Here is an 18,389-nt window from a genome sequence, read left to right as displayed (position 1 = left end):
GCGTGAAGAGCGGCGATGCGGGCGAAGCCCGTTCACGCCCTGGCCAGTTTAGCGGCGTTTCGCTCCCCGCGAATGCGAGTCCACCCCATCGGACACTTGGGCGGGGGCGCGTTCCGGTGGGGTGGGGGGGTGGCGCTGCTTCTACCGGTCGCCGGTTCCGGCTCTCCGGCTCCGGGTCTGCGTCCGCGCGTCTCCGTCTCCGCTTCTGCGTCTGCGCCTCCGGCTCCGCGTCTGCGCCTCCGGCTCTGCAGCTCCGAGTCTCTCCCCCTCCGTCTCCCCTGCCCCTCCGTCTCCCCCAGCCCCTGCATCTCCCCCTGCCCCTGCGCTTCTCCCTGCCTCTGCGCCTCCCCCTACCTCTGCGCGCCTCTGCCTGCGTGCCTCTGCGGCTCTTCCTGCTTTCCGTGCCTGCTCCGGCTAGCGGCCGATGGAGAGTTGGCGGACGTTCAAGTAGCCGGCGCGGAAGCCGGCTTCTGAGTAGGCCAGGTAGAACTCCCACATGCGGCGGAAGGTGTCGTCGAAGCCGAGTTGGGTGACGGTGGGCCAGTTGTCCAGGAAGCGGGTTCGCCAGTGGTTGAGGGTTTTGGCGTAGTCCTGGCCGAAGTCGCGGAAGGCGTGAACCTTCATCTTCGTGTGGCGGGCCAGGGTTTGGGTGATCGCCTCGGTGGAGGGGATGATGCCGCCCGGGAAGATGTACTTGTGGATCCACGTGTACGACGTGCGGGTCGCCAGCATGCGGTCGTGGGGCATGGTGATGGCTTGGAGGCCGAAGCGGCCGCCGGGGGTCAGGAGGCGGTCCACGGTGGCGAAGTAGGTGGGCCAGTACTTCTCGCCGACCGCTTCGATCATCTCCACGCTGACGACGGCGTCGTAGGTGCCCTGGGCTTCCCGGTAGTCGCGCAGGACCACCTCCACGCGGTCGGCCACGCCTGCGTCGGCGATGCGCTTCTCGGCGAGGGCCTTCTGCTCCGTCGACAGGGTGAGGGTCGTGACCCGCGCGCCGCGTTGGGCGGCGCGGATGGCCAGGGCGCCCCAGCCGGTGCCGATCTCCAGGACCGTCGTGTCCGGGCCGACCCGGGCGTAGTCGAGGATGCCGTCGATCTTGTGGAGCTGGGCGGTGCGCAGGTCGGTGGTGTCCGGGGGGAACCACGCCGACGAGTAGGTCATCGTCTCGTCGAGGAACGTGGCGAACAGGTCGTTGGACAGGTCGTAGTGGCGGTGGATGTTGCTGCGGGAGTTCTCGACCGTGTTCTCCTCGGCCGCGGGCTGCCTGCGGTCGACCCAGCGGCGGAACGACTGGAGGCGGGGCGGGATGAGGGTGCTCAGCCGGGCGGCGAACTCGGTCAGCAGCTCCACCAGCGCCGGGCTGGTCCAGTCGCCTGCCATGTAGCTCTCGCCGAAGCCCACCTTGGCGTCAACGCCCAGGCGGTGGAAGAAGGCCGAGGGGCGCTCGATGCGCATCAGGGGGGACCCCGGTCCGCCTGCGCCCGCGCGGCGGCCGTCGGCGTACACCACGCGGATGGGCAGCCTGCGGACGGCGTTGGCGAACACCGCGCGGGCGACACCGGCGCGGAAGGCGTTGCGGGGTGGGGTGAACAGCGCCCCCCACTCAGGACGGTCCGCAGGCGCGCGGGTAGGCATCTCGGTCACTGGACACCCTCCTGGGGCACGTGCTTCTGCCGGGGGACGACGGGTACCCGGCGCAACCAGAGCGCGATGCCGTGCCTGCGGATGAGGGCGCTGACCCGGTGGGGCAGCAGCCGTCCGCGCAGCACCATCCGGACCACCTCCCCGAGGCTCGGCGCCGTCCGCACGCCGGTCAGTGTCGCGGTGAACGGGGTCTTCCCGTTCTGCCGAAGGGTAACCGCCACCGAAAGCCTTTCACCTGGGAGCGGAACGCGCATCAGGTATTCCCCACCCATCGCCAGGAACGGCGACACGTAGAAGTCCTTACCGACGCATGCCCGACCCGCACGATCAGGGCGGAGCAGGTAGCAGTGGCGTTCGCCGTAGGTGTTGTGCACCTCGGCGACCACGCACTCCACCTCCCCCCGCTCATCGTGCACCCAGTACACCGTCAGCGGGTTGAAGACGTAGCCGAACACCCGCGCGTTGGCCAGCATCAGCACCCGTCCGCGCACCTCGACGCCCTGCCCGGCCAGCCACGCCGCCAGGTTCTCCTTGATGGTGCGGCGGGGGTCGCCGAGGTGGTCGGCGGCGCGGAAGCGGGCCAGCGGGCCGTAGCGGGGCAGGGCGTCGAGGTCGACCAGCCAGCAGTGGACGCGGTGGCGGAATGTCCGGTCCATCCGTTCCCGCCGGGCGTGGGTCACCACGGCGTCGTAGAGGGCGGTCACGCGCCCCACCCCGCTCCGAAGTGCTCGGCCGCCCGCACCCCGGAGGCGCAACCGTCCTCGTGGAACCCCCAGCCGTGGTAGGCCCCCGCGTACGCCACGCGGTCGTCGTTGAGCCGGGGCAGGTCGCGCTGGGCGGCCAGCGATGCGCGCGTGTAGATGGGGTGCTCGTAGACCATCCGGCGCAGCACCGCCGACCCGGCCACGCGGTCGGCCCCGTTGAGGGTGACGACGTAGTCCTCCGGCCCGGCCAGGCGCATCAGCCGGTTCATGTGGTAGCTGACCCGCACCGGGCCGTCGGTGGCCGCGCAGGCGGGCTTGAGGTAGTTCCAGGAGGCCGCGGCGCCGCGGGAGCGGGGCAGCACCGAGGTGTCGGTGTGCAGCAGCGCCTCGTTGACCGAGTACTCGAAGGCCCCCAGCGTCGTCCGCTCGGCGGGTGTCGGCTGGGCCAGCAGGCGCAGCGCCTGGTCCGGGTGGGTGGCCACGACGACCCGGTCGAAGCGGTGGGCCTCGTCGGCGTCATCGCGCAGTTCGATGTGGTCGGCGCGGCGGATGAGCGCGCGGATCGGGGTGGACACCGCGACCGCGGAGAGCCCCTTGGCCGCGCGCTCGACGTACTCGCGGGAGCCGCCGACGACGGTCTTCCACTGCGGCGAGCCGGTCACGGCCAGCATGCCGTGGTGCTGCAGGAACTCGAAGAGGTAGCGCGCCGGGTAGCGCAGCGCGGGTTCCGGGCCTGCCGACCACACCGCGGAGACGAACGGGACCAGGAAGTGGTCGACGAAGTACCGCGAATACCGCCCCACCCCGACGAACGCGCGCAGCGTCAGCTCGCCGGTGTCCTCGCGCAGGACGCGCCGCGCGTGCCGGTGGAACCGCTTGACCTCGGCCAGCAGCCGCAGGAACCGCGGCCGGGCCAGGCTGGTGGTCTGGGCGAACACGCCCCGCAGCCCGCGTGCCCCCGCGTACTCCAGGCCGCAGCCGTCGCAGCGCACGCTCATCGACATCTCCGAATCGCGGGTGGCCACGCCGAGTTCGGCGAACAGCCGCATCAGGTTCGGGTAGGTCCGCTCGTTGTGGACGATGAACCCGCTGTCGACGGCGGTGACCCGCCCGTCGCCGGTGGGCAGGTCGTGGGTGTGGGCGTGGCCGCCCAGCCGGTCGTCTGCCTCGAACAGGGTCACGGCGCTGCGGCGCTGGAGCAGGTAGGCGGCCGTCAGGCCGGACACCCCGCTCCCGACCACGGCGACCCGGTCCCCCGTCCCGGCGTCCTCCCGCACCGCAGCTCCCCGCAAGGCGTCCTTCCGCAAGGCGTCCTCCCTGTCACATGGGCACCCGCAAGCCGTCCGGCGCGGGCTGGCGCCAGGCATTCGTAAGCACCGGATCTTCCGGTTGGGTGCCGAGGGCGCCGAGGGCGAACGCCGTGGTCAGGCGGGTCCAAGCGCGGGCGTTGCGCAGCAGGGCGTGCCCCTCGCCGCGCGACTCGAAGCGCGCCACCCGGTCGGTGACGCCCCGCGCGCGCTCGGCGAAGCGGTAGGACGCGCCGGGCTCGGTCGTGCGGTCCCGATCACCGTGGGCGATCAGCAGCGCGCGCCCGGTGAGCGGTTCGACCGGCTCGTCGACGATCCACGGCGCGAGCGCGCAGACGCCGACCACGGTGGGGCGGCCCGCCACCCGCAGCGCCACCCGACCGCCCATCGAGTGGCCCACCAGCACGACCGGGACGTCACCGAGCTGGTCGAGCGCCCAGTGCGCGTCCTGCACCGGGTGGACATCGGGGGCGTTCCACCCCCGGTAGCGGTTGCGCAGCAGGTAGACGGCCACGTCGTCGCCCTTGCGCGCGATGTCCCACGCGAAGGGCACCATCCGCAGGTAGGCGAGCTGGTGGGCGGCGACGCGGGCGGTGCTCCACTCCCGACCGCCGTGCAGCACCAGGACAGCGCCTGCGCGCCCGCGCGACAGGCGGCGCAGGCGGGGGGTGTGATCGTCCACGAGACCATCTTCGCAACCGCGGCGCGGGTGGATGGGCGCTTGTGTCGGGCCCCACGGCTACGCTGCTGCGCGTGATCGAACACGTGCGCGTCGAGACCCCGGCCGGGGCGTTCGACGGGCTGGCCGCAGGCGCGCCCGGCGACCGGCCGGTCCTGCTGCTGCACGGCTTCCCCGAGGCCGCCTCCGCCTGGGAGCACCAGCTCGCGGCGCTGGGCCGGGCCGGGTTCCGGGCGCTGGCGGTCGACCAGCGCGGCTACTCCCCCGGCGTGCGCCCGGACGCGGCGGCCGACTACCACGTCGACGACCTGGTCGGCGACGTGCTGGCCATCGCCGACGCCTGCGGCTGGTCGCGGTTCGACCTGGTGGGCCACGACGTGGGCGCGGTCGTCGGCTGGCACGCCGCGGCGGCCCACCCCGACCGCGTGCGCACGCTCGCCGCGCTGTCCGCCCCGCACCCGTGCGCGCTGGCCGAGGCCGCCCGCACCGACGAGGACCAGGCCCTGCGCTCCCAGCACCTGGCGCTGTTCAAGGAGCGCTCGGCCGAGCGCCGCCTGCTCGCCGACGACGCCGCCGCCCTGCGCGCGATCTTCGAGCACCGCGTGCCCCGCTCGGCGGTCGCCGACTACGTCGCCCGGCTGTCCGAGCCCGACGCGCTCACCGCCGCGCTCAACTGGTTCCGCGCGGCGCGCAGGCCCGTGCTGCCGGACCGGGTGGCCGTCCCCGTGCTGTACCTCTGGGGCACCGAGGACGTCGCCGTCGGCTCGACCGCGGCCCTGAGCTGCGGCGCATGGGTGGATGGTCCATACCATTTCGAGATGTTCGACGAGCTGTCCCACTGGTTGGTCTGGGATGCTCCGGAAGCGGTGAGTTCCCTGCTCATCGCCCATTTGACCTAGATCGCCACGCGCGGACGCGGCTAGGCTGCCAGCCATGACGGCCGGTCTGCTTCTCGCCGCGGGTGCGGGCAGGCGCTTCGGCATGCCCAAGGCGCTGGCCCCGTTCCGCGGCGAGCTGCTGGTCGACCACGCCGTCCGCGCGCTCGTCGACGGCGGCTGCTCGCCGGTCGTCGTGGTGGCGGGGGCGGAATCGGCCGCGGTCGCCGCCCACCTCGGCGGGCGCGCGGTGACCGTGGTGAACCCGGACTGGGCCTCGGGCATGGGCTCGTCGCTGCGCGCCGGGCTCGCCGCGCTGGCCGATGTGGACGCCGCCGTAGTGCTCACAGTGGACACTCCCGGCGTCACGGCGGCGGCGGTGTCCCGGCTGGTCGCGCTGGCCGCCCCGGACGCCCTGGCCAGGGCGACCTACGGCGGCGCGCCCGGCCACCCGGTGCTCATCGGCCGCGAGCACTGGGCGGGCGTCGCCGCGCTCGCGGTCGGCGACACCGGGGCCCGCCCCTACCTGCGCGGCCGCGCGGTCGTCGAGGTCCCGTGCGGGGACGTCGCCGACGGCGCCGACGCCGACCACCCCACCGACCTGACCCGCTTTGGAGGCGCCGTGTACGGCGAGCTGGCCCTGACCCACCTGGCGAAAGTCGCCGAGCACAACGCGAAGGCGCTGGACGACGCCGCCGAGCTGGTGCTGGGCGCCATCCGCGCCGACGGCCTGGTGCTGACCTCCGGCGCAGGCCACTCGCTGGCCGCGGTCGCCGAGACGTTCTTCCGCGCGGGCGGCCTGGCCTGCGTGCGCCCCCTGGTGCACGACGACCTCCAGGTCTTCGGCGGGGCGCGCAAGGCGACGGCCGCCGAGCGGCGCAGCGGCCTGGCCGCGTCGGTGTTCGCCGAGGTGCCGCGCACGGGCCACGAGGTGCTGTTCATCTTCTCCAACTCCGGGGTCAACCCGTTCCCGGTCGAGCTGGCCCAGGCCGCGCAGGCCGCCGGCTGCCCGGTCGTGGCCGTCACCTCCCCGAACTCCTCGGCGGGCGCGACCCGCCGCGCGGGCACCCTGCTGGCCGACCACGCCACGATCGTGCTCGACACCCTCACCGGCCCCGGCGACGTCGCCTACCCCCCGGACTCCCCGGTCACCGCGTCGCTGTCGACGCTGTGCAACGCCTTCCTGTGGAACCTGGTGCTCGCCCGCCTGCACGACCGCGCCGCCGCCGAGGACGTCACCCTGCCCCGCTGGCGCAGCTCCAACGTCGAAGGCGGCGACACGGCCAACGCCGCCCTCCTGGACACCTACGGCGAGCGCGTGCCGCACCTGGGCTAGCCCAGCGCGGGCACGCCGACCAGCGCCACGGCGCCCATCACCGCGAAGACCGCGGGGAGGCCGAGCAGCTCGGCGACGGCGCCGCCGACGAGGAAGCCCGCGCCCACCACGACCGGGTTCGGGGTGAGCGCGGGCAGGGGATCAGCGCCGCGCCGACGGCGAGGCAGCCGATGAGGGTGCGGTCGTACGCCGTCCTCGCGCCCTACGCGACCGGTCAGATGGGGCTGCCACCAGCACCGCGCGGACGAGGTTGGCGGCCGGCATCAGCACCGCCGCGACCAGCCCGCCCACGGCGGTGCCGTCGTCATCCACCGCCTCGCCGGGTGAGCGCGGCCCCTCAGGCGGCGGCGTCCTCGGCGAACTGGGTGCGGTACAGCTCGCTGTAGCGGCCGCCCGCGGCCAGGAGGGTGTCGTGGTCGCCCTGCTCGACGACCCGGCCGTCCTCGATCACCAGGATCTTGTCGGCGGCGCGGATGGTGGACAGGCGATGGGCGATGACCAGGGCGGTGCGTCCGCGCAGGGCGTCGGCGAGGGCCGCTTGGACGGCGGCCTCCGATGAGGAGTCCAGGTGCGCCGTCGCCTCGTCCAGGATCACCACGCGGGGCTGGGCGAGCAGGAGGCGGGCGATGGTCAGGCGCTGGCGCTCGCCGCCGGAGAGCCGGTAGCCGCGCTCGCCGACGACGGTGTCCAGGCCGTCCGGCAGGGACGCGATGAGGCCGTCCAGCCGCGCCCCGCGCAGCGCCGACCACAGCTCGTCCTCCGCGGCCGACGGCCGCGCGTACGCCAGGTTCGCCCGGATCGTGTCGTGGAACAGGTGGCCGTCCTGGGTCACCACGCCGACGGCCTCCCGCAGCGACTGGAACGCCAGGTCGCGGACGTCCACACCCGACAGCCGCACCGAGCCTGCGTCCACGTCGTACAGCCGGGGCACCAGGGAGGCGATCGTGGACTTGCCCGCGCCCGAGGACCCCACCAGCGCCACCACCTCGCCGGGCCGGGCCTCGAACGACACCCCGTGCAGGACCTCGACGCCGCCGCGCCGGTCGAGCACGGCGACCTCCTCCAGCGAGGCCAGCGACACCTTCTCCGCGGGCGGGTAGCCGAACCGGACGTCGGCGAACTCCACCGAGACCGGTCCGTCCGGGACCGCCCGGGCGCCGGGGCGCTCCTCGATCATCGGCGGCAGGTCCAGCACCTCGAACACCCGCTCGAAGGACACCAGCGCCGTCATCATGTCCACCCGGGCGTTGGCCAGCGCGGTCAGCGGCGTGTAGAGCCGGGTGAGCAGCAGCGCCAGCGCCACGACCGTGCCCGGGGCGAGCTGGCCGGTCAGCGCCAGGTAGCCGCCCAGGCCGTACACCAGCGCTTGGGCCAGCGCCGACACCAGCTGCAACCCGGTCATGAACCACCGGGTGGCCATCGCGGTGCGCACGCCGATGTCGCGGACGCGGCCCGCCCGCGCCGCGAACTCCGCCGACTCGTCGTCGGGCCTGCCGAACAGCTTGACCAGGGTCGCGCCCGGCGCGGAGAAGCGCTCGGTCATCTGCGTCTGCATCGACGCGGTGAGCCCGGCCGCCTCGCGCTGCAGCGCCGCCATCCGCCTGCCCATGCGCCGCGCGGGCAGCACGAACACCGGCAGCAGCACCAGCGCCAGGGCCGTGACCTGCCAGGACAGCGTCATCATCACGCCGAGCGAGAGCACCAGCTGGATCACGTTGGTGACCAGCCCGGCCAGCGTCGAGGTGAAGGCGCGCTGGGCCCCGAGCACGTCGTTGTTGAGCCTGCTGACCAGCGCCCCGGTCCGGGTCCTGGTGAAGAAGGCCACCGGCATCCGCTGGACGTGCTCGTACACCGCCCGGCGCAGGTCGAAGATCAACCCCTCGCCGATGCGCGCGGACTGCCAGCGCTCGGCCACGCCGAGCGCCGCGGCCAGCACGGCGAGCCCGGCGATCACGACCGCCAGCCAGACCACCGAGGACACCGACGAGCCCGCCACGATCTCGTCGACCACCCGGCCCGCCAGCAGCGGCGTGCTCACCGTGAGCACCGCCGACAGCACGGTCAGCGCCAGGAACCACACCAGCCGCGTCCGGTGCCGCCTGCTGATCTCCAGCACCCGGCGCAGCGTGCCCCGGCGCAGCGCCTTGGGCGTGTCCGCGGCCCGCATCGAGCCGCGCAGGAAACTGCGCGCGTTGTCCATCCCAGCCGAACTCCCCTCGCCCCCCGACTCGGCTACAACGCCGGAGGCGCCCGCCATCATCCCGAGAGGCCCGGGGACCGCCGCACCGCGTCCGGTGGGGACCGGCAAACGATCATGCGGTTTCGGCTCGTGGATTCCGTTGTGGATTCGACCGATCGAACCGGTTTCCGCAGCGGATTCCGATGTCGGCACCCCATCGGAACCGCCGCGCCGGTCGATCCCCCTACTTCTTCTTCGTCCGCGTGGCCCCGCCCCTGCCCCGGAGGGTCACACCCGACTCGGAGAGCACCCGGTGCACGAATCCATAGGACCGGCCCGTGCTTTCCGCGAGGGCGCGGATGCTGGCGCCCTTCTCGTACTTCTTCTTCAAGTCGGTGGCCAGCTTGTCGCGCATGGCGCCGGTGATCCGCGCGCCTTTCTTGAGGTCAGCCACGTTGTCCGCCTTCCGTCGCGAGTGGTGGGGGCCACGGATGGCCCCCTCCGCCGCAATGATCGAACACGGTGGCGCGGAATGCCAGACGAGATGGCGAAAACGTGTCTAACTTGGCGATCACGCCGGATACCGAAGTGGGGACGGTGCGTGATCCGACTTTTACACCCGCCCAGGAAAACGGCGATTTCTACGCAAGTTGCACGAGTTCGAGGTACTCCGGGGACCAGTGATCCTCGGTCCCGTCCGGGAGCAGGATCACCCGCTCGGGTTGGAGCGCCTCGACCGCGCCGGGGTCGTGGGTGACCAGCACCACGGCCCCGGTGAACCGGCGCAGCGCGTCGAGCACCTGCTCGCGGCTGGCGGGGTCGAGGTTGTTGGTCGGCTCGTCGAGCAGCAGCACGTTGGCCGCGCTGGAGACCAGCCCGGCCAGCGCCAGCCGGGTCTTCTCGCCGCCGGAGAGCGTCCCGGCGGGCTGGTCGAGCTGCTCGCCCTGGAACAGGAAGGTGCCCAGCAGCGAGCGCAGCTGCTGCTCGGGGGCGTCCGGGGCGGCGTGGCGGACGTTCTCCCACACGCTGGCGGCGTGGTCGAGCGTCTCGTGCTCCTGGGCGTAGTAGCCGATGCGCAGGCCGTGGCCGGGCACGACGGAGCCGGAGTCGGGCTTCTCCATGCCGCCCAGCAGCCGCAGCAGGGTGGTCTTGCCCGCGCCGTTGAGGCCGAGGATGACCACCCGCGAGCCGCGGTCGATCGCCAGGTCGACGCCGGTGAAGACCTCCAGCGAGCCGTAGGACTTGCTCAGGCCCTCCGCGGTCAGCGGGGTCTTGCCGCAGGGCGCCGGGTCCGGGAAGCGGATCTTGGCGACCTTGTCGGCCTGGCGGACCTCGTCCAGGCCCGCCACCAGCTTCTCGGCCCGCTTGATCATGTTCTGGGCGGCGACGGCCTTGGTGGCCTTGGCGCGCATCTTGTCGGCCTGGGCCAGCAGCGCCCCGGCCTTCTTCTCGGCGTTGGCCCGCTCCCGGCGGCGGCGCTTCTCGTCGGCGGCGCGGGCGTCGAGGTAGCGCTGCCAGCCCATGTTGTAGAGGTCGACCTCGCCGCGGGTGGCGTCGAGGAACCACACCTTGTTGACCACGTCGCCGAGCAGCTCGACGTCGTGGCTGATCACGACCAGGCCGCCGTTGTGCTGCTTGAGGAACCCGCGCAGCCAGCCGATGGAGTCGGCGTCGAGGTGGTTGGTGGGCTCGTCGAGCAGCAGGATCGTCCCCGAGCGCCCGCCAGCGCCCGCCTCGGAGGCGGCGAAGAGGATGCGGGCCAGCTCGACCCGGCGGCGCTGGCCGCCGGAGAGGGTGCGCAGCGGCTGGGCCAGGACGCGGTCGGCCAGGCCGAGGTTGGCGCAGATGCGGGCCGCCTCGCTCTCCGCGGCGTACCCGCCGAGGGCGGCGAAGCGCTCCTCCATGCGCCCGTACTTGCGCACGGCGCGCTCGCGCTCGGCCTCGTCGGCCAGCTCGGCCATCGCCGACTGGGCCTTCTCCATCTCCCTGGCCAGCTCGTCGAGGCCGCGCGCGGAGAGCACGCGGTCCTTGGCGGTGACGGACAGGTCGCCCTCGCGCGGGTCCTGCGGCAGGTAGCCCAGCTCGCCGGTGCGGCGGACCGCGCCCGCGTAGGGCTCGCCCTCGCCCGCGAGCACGCGCAGCGTGGTGGTCTTGCCCGCGCCGTTGCGGCCGACGAGGCCGATGCGGTCGCCCGGCTGGACGCGCAGCGCGGCGTCGGCGAGCAGGATGCGCGAGCCCGCGCGCAGTTCCAGGTCAGTGGCGGTGATCACGTGGATTCTCTCCGAGATTGGGTGGTCGATCCGGGCAGGGGTCAGCGGCCCACGAGCCGGGCGCTCGGGGGCGGACCCGCCAGTCAATCGGTGGTGACCACGGTTCGAGTGTAGCCCCGGCGCGCCACCGGATTGCGGGCCCTCGCGGCTAAGCGCCCGCTTAGGTACCGTGCGCGCCATGACTACTGCCGAGTACACCGGGAAGGCCGCGCTGGTCACCGGGGCGAGCAGGGGCATCGGCCTAGCCGTGGCCACCGAGCTGGCCCGCGGCGGGGCCGCCGTCGCGCTGACCGCCCGCAAGGCCGACGCCCTGGACTCCGCCGCCGCCCAGATCCGCTCGGCCGTGCCCGCCGCGCGGGTGCTGACCGTCGCGGCCAACACCGGCCGCGACGAGGACCGCGCCGAGGTCGTGCGCCAGGTGATGGCCGAGTTCGGCAGGCTGGACGTGCTGGTCAACAACACCGGCATCAACCCGGTCTACGGCCCGCTGGTCGACGTCGACCTCGACGGCGTGCGCAAGATCTTCGACACCAACGTGGTGGCCGCGCTCGGCTACGTCCAGCTGGCGGTGAAGGCGTGGATGGGCGAGCACGGCGGCTCGATCGTCAACGTCGCCTCGGTGGCCGGGCTGCGCTCCACCGGGGTCATCGCGGCCTACGGCGCGTCCAAGGCGGCGCTGATCCGGCTGACCGAGGAACTGGCCTGGCAGCTCGGCCCGAAGGTCCGGGTGAACGCCGTGGCCCCGGGCGTGGTCAAGACCCGCTTCGCCGAGGCCCTGTACGCCCACGGGGAGGACACCGCCGCAGCCGCCTACCCGATGAAGCGCCTCGGCGACCCGGAGGACGTGGCCGCCCTGATCGCGTTCCTGGCCTCCGACCGGGCGGCCTGGATCACCGGCGAGACCATCCGCGTCGACGGCGGCCTGCTGGCCACCGGCACCCTGGGCTAGGCGCGCTCCCGGTCAGGCCGCCCGGCTCACCGGGCGCAGGCGGGTCGGCTGGTCATCGGCCGCCTGCTGGGGTTCGTCCCAGCCCGGGGCGGTGACCTCGGCGGGCCGGTCGCGCCCGGCTCGGTGCGGGCCCTTGCGGAGGGAGACCAGCAGGCCGACGGCGAGCAGCAGGATCACGTGGCCTGCGATGCGGCCCGCGGTCGTCGCGCCGGTGGCCAGGTCGACGGCGGCCAGCGGGGTCAGCACGGCGAGGAAGGCCCCTGCGGTGATCAGCACGCCGGTGGCCACGGCCGGGCGGAAGGCCGCCCACGCCAGCGCGACGCCGATGGCGATCGTCCACGCCGACGACTCGTTGAGCAGGTGGGCGGTCGCGTGCGGGTCGACCGGGCCCGCGTGCGGGTCGGCGACGCCGAGGAGCTGGGCCAGCCCGAGGGTGAGCTGGGCGACGGCGACCATGCCCAGGGCCAGCCTGCGCCTGCCCGCGGGCTCGCGGGTGGCGCCCGCGTGCGCGGCCATGATCGCGGCGGTGAGGTCCGGGGTCGGCCGCACCTCCCGGACCCGCAGCTCGCGGGTGAGGCGCGCGGCCGCGGCGGCCCAGTCGCGGCAGGCGGCGCAGGCGGCGAGGTGGGCGTCGGCCCCGGGCGGCCCGGCCTCGCCGTCCAGCCGCGCCGACACCGCTTCCCGGCAGGTTCCACAGTCCACGACCTGTTGGTCGGCCGCCGGACTCTCAGAGTTCCCTTGGGTTGCCCCGCTACCCTCGGGCCCGTGCCGACCCCGGAACGTGACGAGGTGACCGCGTGGGCCCTGGCCGCGGGCACCGGCGACCAGGCCGCGCTGGAGCGCTTCATCCGGGCCACCCAGCGCGACGTGTGGCGGCTGGTGTCCCAGCTGGCCGACCCGCGCGTGGCCGACGACCTGACCCAGGACGTCTACCTGCGCGCCCTGCGCAGCCTCCCGGCCTTCGCCGGTCGCTCGTCGGCGCGCACCTGGCTGCTGTCCATCGCCCGGCGCACCGTGGTCGACCACATCCGCGCCCGCGGTGCCCGGCCGGTGGTCGCGCACTCGGTCGACTACCGGGCCGCCGCCGACGCGCGCTCGGCGCAGCGGGCGGGCTTCGAGCAGGTGGTCGAGGTGGGCAGGCTGCTGGCGGGCCTCGACCAGGACCGGCGGGAGGCCCTGCTGCTCACCCAGGTCCTCGGCCTGTCCTACGCCGAGGCCGCCGAGATCTGCGGCTGCCCCACCGGCACGATCCGCTCGCGGGTCGCCCGGGCCCGGGCCGACCTGATCGCCCAGCACGGCCACCGCGACGTCGGCTGAGCTGACGTCGGCTGATGTGACGTCGGCTGAGCTACCGCAAGGCCCGCTCGGCCAGTTCTACGCACTCGGCGCGGGTGCGGGCGCGCAGGGCGGCGCGGACGGCGGGGAGCCGGGGGGCGGCCATCGACAGGCTGCTCACCCCCATGCCCGCGAACACCGGCGCGAGGTCCGGTTCGCCCGCGGCCTCCCCGCAGACGCCCACCGGCTTGCCCGCCGCGACCCCCGCCGCGGCGACGGCGGCGACCAGGGCCAGCAGGGCGGGCTGGCGCGGGTCGAGGAGGTCGGCGAGCTCGCCGAGCTGGCGGTCGGCGGCGAAGGTGTACTGGGCCAGGTCGTTGGTGCCGACGCTGGCGAAGTCCACCTCCGCGAGGATGTCGGCCGCGCGCAGGGCGGCGGCGGGGACCTCGACCATCACCCCGACCGAGCGCAGCCCCGCGGCCCGCGCCGCGGCGGCGAATGCGGCCGCCTCTGCGGGGGTGGCGACCATCGGGGCCATGACCCGCACGTCGGCGGCGTGCTCGGCCGCGGCGGCGGCGATCGCGTCGAGCTGGGCGCGCAGCACGTCCGGCCTGCGGCGGGCGAGCCGGTAGCCGCGCACCCCCAGCGCGGGGTTGGGCTCGCCGGAGGTCGAGGCGAACGGGACCGGCTTGTCCGCGCCCGCGTCCAGCGTGCGGACGACGACCGGCCGACCGGGGAAGGCCGCGAAGACCCGCCCGTAGGCCCGCCGCTGCTCCTCCACCGACGGCTCCCGCCTGCGGTCGAGGTACAGGAACTCCGTGCGGAACAGCCCCACGCCTTCGGCATCGGCCTGCGGAACGGCCCCGCCGATGTTGAGCAGCAGCGCCACCGGGTGGCCGTCGGCGGTGCGCCCGGGTCCGCTCACCTGCTCGCCCTCGGCGGGCCGCGCCACCACTGTGTCGGGCGGGTCGATCTCCACGACGCCCGTCGACCCGTCCACCAACACCCGCGTCCCCTCGGCGACGCCTGCGATCTCCGGGCACGCGACCACCGCGGGGATCCCCGCGGCCCGGGCCGCGATCGCGGTGTGGCTGGTCGGCCCACCCCGTTCGGTGACCACGGCCAGCACGCGCGCCGGGTCCAGCGCCACGGTGTCGGCGGGGGCGAGGTCGACGGCGGTGAGCACGCAGGGCGCCGCGGTGGTCGGCAGGTCGGGGCGGGGGGCGTCGAGCAGCACGGCGAGCACCCGGTCGCGCAGGCCCACCAGGTCGCCGATCCGCTCGCCGAGGTAGCCGCCCACGGCCGCCAGGGCGTCCAGGTGCACCGCGAACGCCTCCTGCACCGCCCAGGCGGCGGGCAGGCCGCGGTCGACGGCCGCCCTGATCCCCTCGGCCAGCACCGGGTCGCGGGCGATCAGCACCTGGATGTCCATGATCTCCCGCAGCTCCCCGGTGAGGCCGGCGGCGCGGTCGGCCAGCTCGGACCCGACGGCGGCGAGCGCGGCGGTCGCGGCAGCGGCCTCGTCCGGGCCGGGGGCCGGGCGGGCGGCGGGCAGCCGCGGCGCGGGGGCGAGCCGGACCAGCGGGCCGATCGCGCGGCCCGGGCTGGCGGGCGTGCCGGTCAGCATCAGGCGCCTCCTCCCCGCACCAGAACGTACTCCGCGGCGCTCACGTACTGTGATCCCCATGGAGATCACCGCCGACGAGGTCGCCGCCCGGTTCGGGCTCGTGCCGCTGCCCGCGGAGGGCGGGCGGTACCGGCGGACGTGGGCGGGCGCGGTCTCCGCTGGCCGCCCGGCCGGGTCGGCCATCCTGGTGCTGCTGACCGAGGGCGACGGGTTCTCGGCCATGCACCGGCTGCCGGTGGACGAGGTCTGGCACCGCTACCTCGGCGATCCCGTCGAGCTGCTGCTGCTCGGCGCGGACAGCCGGGTCGAGGTGCTGGGGCCGGACATCCTCGGCGGCGAGCACGTGCAGCTCACCGTGCCCGCGGGCACGTGGATGGGCGCGCGCGTGCGGCCCGGCGGCTCGTGGGCGCTGTGCGGCACCACGATGGCCCCCGGCTTCGTGCCGTCGGACTACACCGGCGGCGACCCCGACGTGCTGGCGCTGGCCTACCCCGGGCACGCCGACCTGATCCGCGCCCTGTCCCGCCCGGGCGCCCCGATCGCGATGCCGCCGGGGGTGGACGGGTGATCGACCTGCGGGGCAGCACCGTCCTGGTGACCGGGGCCAGCGGCGGCATCGGCGCGGGCATCGCCCGGCGCTTCGCCGCCGCGGGCGCTGCGGTCGTGGCCCACTACCACCGCAACCGCGAGGCCGCGGAGCGGCTGGCCGCCGAGCTGCCCGTGCGCGCGGTGGCCATCGGCGCCGACCTCGCGGTGGAGGCCGAGTGCACGCGGCTGGTCGAGGAGGCCGCAGGCTGGGCCGGGCGGCTGGACGCGCTGGTCAACAACGCGGGCATCCAGCCGGACCTCGCCCTGCCGGAGATGACCGCGGCGGACTGGCGCGAGGTGGTCGACACCAACGTCACCTCCGCGTTCGCCTGCACCCAGGCCGCGGCCCGGTTCATGGCCCGCGACGGCGGCGGCGCGATCACCCACATCGCCTCGATCCAGGCCCACGCCCCCGCCGAGGGGCACGCCCACTACAGCGCCGCCAAGGCCGCCCTGGTGATGCACGCCCGCGCCGCAGCGCTGGAGTACGGGCGGGCGGGCATCCGCGTCAACACCGTCTCCCCCGGCCTGGTCGACCACCCCGGGCTCGACGCCGAGTGGCCCGAGGGCGTGCGGCGCTGGCAGGCGGCCGTCCCGCTCGGGCGGCTCGGCACCGCCGCCGACGTCGGCGACGCCTGCGTCTTCCTCGCCTCGCCGATGGCGGCGTTCATCACCGGCCAGGACCTCCCGGTCGACGGCGGGATGACCGCGCGCCCGCCCTGGTGATCACCCGTGCCAGGACCGCCACAGGCTCGCGTAGGGCCCGTTGGCGGCCAGCAGCTCGTCGTGGGCGCCCAGCTCGGTGATGCGGCCGTGGTCGACGACCGCCACCCGGTCGGCGTCGTGCGCGGTGTGCAGGCGGTGGGCGATGGCGATGACCGTCCGTCCACTGAGGACGGCGGCTAGGGCGCGCTCGGTCGCCCGCGCGGAGCTGGGGTCCAGCACCGAGGTCGCCTCGTCCAGGATCACCGTGTGCGGGTCGCGCAGGACGACCCGGGCCAGGGCGAGGAGCTGGGCGCGGTCGGGGGGCAGCCCGGTCAGGTCGGCGGAGAGGTCCGCGTCCGGCCAGCCGACGGCGGCCAGGGCGCAGCGCAGGGCCGCGTCGTCGGCGTCCGGGGCGGCGATGGCGAGGTTGTCCCGCAGGGTGCCGAGGAAGACGTGGTGCTCCTGGGTGACGAGCACGACCAGGCGGGTGCGCTCGGCCGGATCGATGTCGGCCACCGGGACCCCGCCGAGCAGCACCTGCCCGGCGCGCGGCCGGTCGATGCCCGCGATCAGCCTGCCCACAGTGGACTTCCCGGCCCCGGACGGCCCGACGATCGCCAGCCGCTCCCCCGGCCGCACGGCCAGATCGATGCCGTGCAGCACATCCCGCCCGGGCACGTAGGCGAAGCGCACGTCGCGCAGCTGGATGCGGTCGTCCGCCGGGGTCGCGCCGGCGGCCTGCTCGGCGGGCGCGTCGACCCCCGCGATGCGGGCCAGGGCGGCGCTGCTCGCCTGGAGCTGCTCCAGCCACACCGCGAGCCTGCTGAGCGGATCGGCCAGCTGCCAGACGTAGAGGACCGCCGCGGTCAGCTCGCCCGTGGTGACCACCCCCGGAGAAGTGCGCCGCACCCCCGGCGACCAGCATCACCACCTGCGGCACGACGTGGGCGAGGTTGATGGCGAGGAACACCCGCAGCCGCAGGGCGAGCGTGCGGTACCGGGTGCGGTACACCGCGTCGATGGCCGCGTCGGAGTCGCGGATGCGCTCGGCGGCCAGGCCGTACGCCTCGACCGTGCGCGCCCCCTCGGCGGTCGCGGTCATCGACTCCGCCACCGCCGAGGTCGTCTGTCCGTGTTCGAGGTAGGCCGGGCGCGCGCGACGGCGGTACCACCGCACCCCCACCAGCGCGATCGGGAGCCCGGTGAGGGCGGCAAGGCCGAGCAGGGGGTGCACGAGGAACACCGCGCCGAGCACCATCAATGTCTGCACGAGCGCCAGCAGCAGCTCCGGCGCGGCGTCGCGCAGGGTGCCCCCGACCGCGCCGACGTCGGCGGTGGACCGGGTGACCAGATCCCCGGTCCCAGCCCGCTCCACCACCCCGGTCGGCAACGCGAGCACCCGCCCGACGAACCCCTCCCGCAACCGCGCCGTCGCCCGCTCCCCCATCCGATGCGCCGCCCACCGCGCCATCCGCGTCAACACGAGCTGCACCACCGCGAACCCGACGATCGCCGCGGCCAACCCGTCGATGGCCGCAACCCCCGCCCCACCGCGCTGAACCAGGTCGATGATCCGCCCGAGCAGCGCAGGCGCAGCCAGCCCCGCAGCCGCCGCAGCGAAGGTCAACCCCAACACCCCCGCCATCGCCCGCCGCTCCCCGCGAACCAACCCCCACCAAGCCCGCCGACTGCCCCGCTCATCCGCAACCGGAAACGCCGTCACAACACCCCCTCCACCCGCAACCACCGACCCAACCAACACAACCACACCAAGCCCCGCCCCCGGCACGAGGAACCAACCCCACCACGCCCACCCGCCCGTTCACACAGACCATCCCCCGATCAGCACAGCCGCACCAAACCCAACCCCCGGCGCGAGGAACCAACCCCACCACCCCCACCCGCCCGTTCACACAGACCATCCCCCGATCAGCACAGCCGCACCAAACCCAGCCCTCGGCGTGAGGAGCCCACCCCACAATGCTCACCCGCCACTCACCGCAGACCATCCACCCACGCCACCAGCACAGCCGCACCCAAGCCCCGCCCCCGGCACGAGAAACAACCCCACGCCGCTCACCCGCCGATCACCAGAGCATCCCACCCGACCAGCACAGCCGCACCAAAGCCAAAGCCAAACCCAGCCCCGCCACCGCCACCGCCACCGCCACCGCCACCGCCACCGCCACCGCCACCGCCACCGCCACCGCCACCGCCACCGCCACCGCCACCGCCACCGCCACCGCCG

Annotated in this window: 16 protein-coding genes and 2 pseudogenes; 7 read left to right on the top strand and 11 right to left on the bottom strand. The window is 74.6% G+C overall.

The annotated features are described in order from the left end of the window. Positions 1 to 414: 414 nt before the first annotated feature. The 4 genes from ACWEPX_RS25685 to ACWEPX_RS25670 are packed head-to-tail and all read right to left on the bottom strand — an operon-like array spanning position 415 to position 4,340. Positions 415 to 1,638, bottom strand: coding sequence for a class I SAM-dependent methyltransferase (locus tag ACWEPX_RS25685; protein WP_451899801.1), 1,224 nt, complete (start codon positions 1,636 to 1,638; stop codon positions 415 to 417). 5 nt (positions 1,639 to 1,643) lie between these two features. Beyond that, positions 1,644 to 2,351 (bottom strand): DUF1365 domain-containing protein, encoded by a 708-nt coding sequence (locus ACWEPX_RS25680; protein WP_451899796.1) that lies wholly within the window; start codon positions 2,349 to 2,351, stop codon positions 1,644 to 1,646. Then, on the bottom strand, positions 2,348 to 3,628 hold the full coding sequence (locus ACWEPX_RS25675; protein WP_451899795.1) for an NAD(P)/FAD-dependent oxidoreductase: 1,281 nt from the start codon (positions 3,626 to 3,628) through the stop codon (positions 2,348 to 2,350). The genes ACWEPX_RS25680 and ACWEPX_RS25675 overlap by 4 nt, the downstream gene beginning before the upstream one ends. Positions 3,629 to 3,671: 43 nt before the next feature. Beyond that, entirely contained in the window at positions 3,672 to 4,340 is a 669-nt protein-coding gene (locus ACWEPX_RS25670) for an alpha/beta hydrolase (RefSeq protein WP_451899794.1), read from the bottom strand. Positions 4,341 to 4,411: 71 nt separating this feature from the next. Between ACWEPX_RS25670 and ACWEPX_RS25665 the strand changes: the two genes are divergently transcribed. From ACWEPX_RS25665 to ACWEPX_RS25655, 3 genes and pseudogenes are all read left to right on the top strand, one after another. Then, the gene (locus ACWEPX_RS25665) at positions 4,412 to 5,236 is read left to right on the top strand and encodes an alpha/beta fold hydrolase (RefSeq protein WP_451899793.1); all 825 of its coding nucleotides are present in this window, start codon (positions 4,412 to 4,414) and stop codon (positions 5,234 to 5,236) included. A gap of 34 nt (positions 5,237 to 5,270) precedes the next feature. After that, a pseudogene (locus ACWEPX_RS25660) lies at positions 5,271 to 5,732 on the top strand (nucleotidyltransferase family protein); the annotation flags it as partial. A 102-nt stretch (positions 5,733 to 5,834) separates the two neighbouring features. Beyond that, entirely contained in the window at positions 5,835 to 6,548 is a 714-nt protein-coding gene (locus tag ACWEPX_RS25655) for a sugar isomerase domain-containing protein (RefSeq protein WP_451899800.1), read from the top strand. 337 nt (positions 6,549 to 6,885) lie between these two features. Here ACWEPX_RS25655 and ACWEPX_RS25650 read toward each other — a convergent pair whose 3' ends face one another. The 3 genes from ACWEPX_RS25650 to ACWEPX_RS25640 all read right to left on the bottom strand — a co-directional run bounded on the left by ACWEPX_RS25650 (position 6,886) and on the right by ACWEPX_RS25640 (position 10,997). After that, entirely contained in the window at positions 6,886 to 8,748 is a 1,863-nt protein-coding gene (locus tag ACWEPX_RS25650; protein WP_451899792.1) for an ABC transporter ATP-binding protein, read from the bottom strand. A 223-nt stretch (positions 8,749 to 8,971) separates the two neighbouring features. Further along, positions 8,972 to 9,181, bottom strand: coding sequence for a helix-turn-helix domain-containing protein (locus ACWEPX_RS25645; RefSeq protein ID WP_189213154.1), 210 nt, complete (start codon positions 9,179 to 9,181; stop codon positions 8,972 to 8,974). Between the two features lie 187 nt (positions 9,182 to 9,368). Next, positions 9,369 to 10,997 carry an ABC-F family ATP-binding cassette domain-containing protein gene (locus ACWEPX_RS25640; protein WP_451899791.1) on the bottom strand — a complete coding sequence of 543 codons (1,629 nt, stop codon included), beginning with the start codon at positions 10,995 to 10,997 and terminating at the stop codon, positions 9,369 to 9,371. A gap of 178 nt (positions 10,998 to 11,175) precedes the next feature. Between ACWEPX_RS25640 and ACWEPX_RS25635 the strand changes: the two genes are divergently transcribed. Next, entirely contained in the window at positions 11,176 to 11,946 is a 771-nt protein-coding gene (locus ACWEPX_RS25635) for an SDR family oxidoreductase (protein ID WP_451899790.1), read from the top strand. A 12-nt stretch (positions 11,947 to 11,958) separates the two neighbouring features. Here the strand turns inward: ACWEPX_RS25635 and ACWEPX_RS25630 are convergent, their stop codons facing one another. Beyond that, positions 11,959 to 12,648 (bottom strand): zf-HC2 domain-containing protein, encoded by a 690-nt coding sequence (locus ACWEPX_RS25630; RefSeq protein ID WP_451899789.1) that lies wholly within the window; start codon positions 12,646 to 12,648, stop codon positions 11,959 to 11,961. Between the two features lie 63 nt (positions 12,649 to 12,711). Between ACWEPX_RS25630 and ACWEPX_RS25625 the strand changes: the two genes are divergently transcribed. Continuing rightward, positions 12,712 to 13,263 carry a sigma-70 family RNA polymerase sigma factor gene (locus ACWEPX_RS25625; RefSeq protein ID WP_451899788.1) on the top strand — a complete coding sequence of 184 codons (552 nt, stop codon included), beginning with the start codon at positions 12,712 to 12,714 and terminating at the stop codon, positions 13,261 to 13,263. A gap of 31 nt (positions 13,264 to 13,294) precedes the next feature. Here the strand turns inward: ACWEPX_RS25625 and ACWEPX_RS25620 are convergent, their stop codons facing one another. Further along, positions 13,295 to 14,848, bottom strand: coding sequence for a putative PEP-binding protein (locus tag ACWEPX_RS25620; protein ID WP_451899787.1), 1,554 nt, complete (start codon positions 14,846 to 14,848; stop codon positions 13,295 to 13,297). 58 nt (positions 14,849 to 14,906) lie between these two features. On the opposite strand from ACWEPX_RS25620, the gene ACWEPX_RS25615 reads away from it, so the two are divergent. Both ACWEPX_RS25615 and ACWEPX_RS25610 read left to right on the top strand, forming a co-directional pair. Continuing rightward, the gene (locus ACWEPX_RS25615) at positions 14,907 to 15,416 is read left to right on the top strand and encodes a cupin domain-containing protein (protein WP_451899786.1); all 510 of its coding nucleotides are present in this window, start codon (positions 14,907 to 14,909) and stop codon (positions 15,414 to 15,416) included. Beyond that, positions 15,413 to 16,162 carry an SDR family NAD(P)-dependent oxidoreductase gene (locus ACWEPX_RS25610; protein WP_451899785.1) on the top strand — a complete coding sequence of 250 codons (750 nt, stop codon included), beginning with the start codon at positions 15,413 to 15,415 and terminating at the stop codon, positions 16,160 to 16,162. The genes ACWEPX_RS25615 and ACWEPX_RS25610 overlap by 4 nt, the downstream gene beginning before the upstream one ends. Here ACWEPX_RS25610 and ACWEPX_RS25605 read toward each other — a convergent pair whose 3' ends face one another. Next, positions 16,163 to 17,029 carry an ATP-binding cassette domain-containing protein gene (locus tag ACWEPX_RS25605; RefSeq protein ID WP_451899784.1) on the bottom strand — a complete coding sequence of 289 codons (867 nt, stop codon included), beginning with the start codon at positions 17,027 to 17,029 and terminating at the stop codon, positions 16,163 to 16,165. A 70-nt stretch (positions 17,030 to 17,099) separates the two neighbouring features. Beyond that, positions 17,100 to 17,786: pseudogene (locus tag ACWEPX_RS25600) on the bottom strand (ABC transporter transmembrane domain-containing protein); the annotation flags it as partial. Positions 17,787 to 18,389: the final 603 nt, after the last annotated feature.

The organism is Actinokineospora sp. NPDC004072, assembly GCF_053604195.1.
The sequence above is the reverse complement of the archived record's forward strand: the minus strand, read 5'-3'. Positions and strand labels throughout refer to the sequence as shown.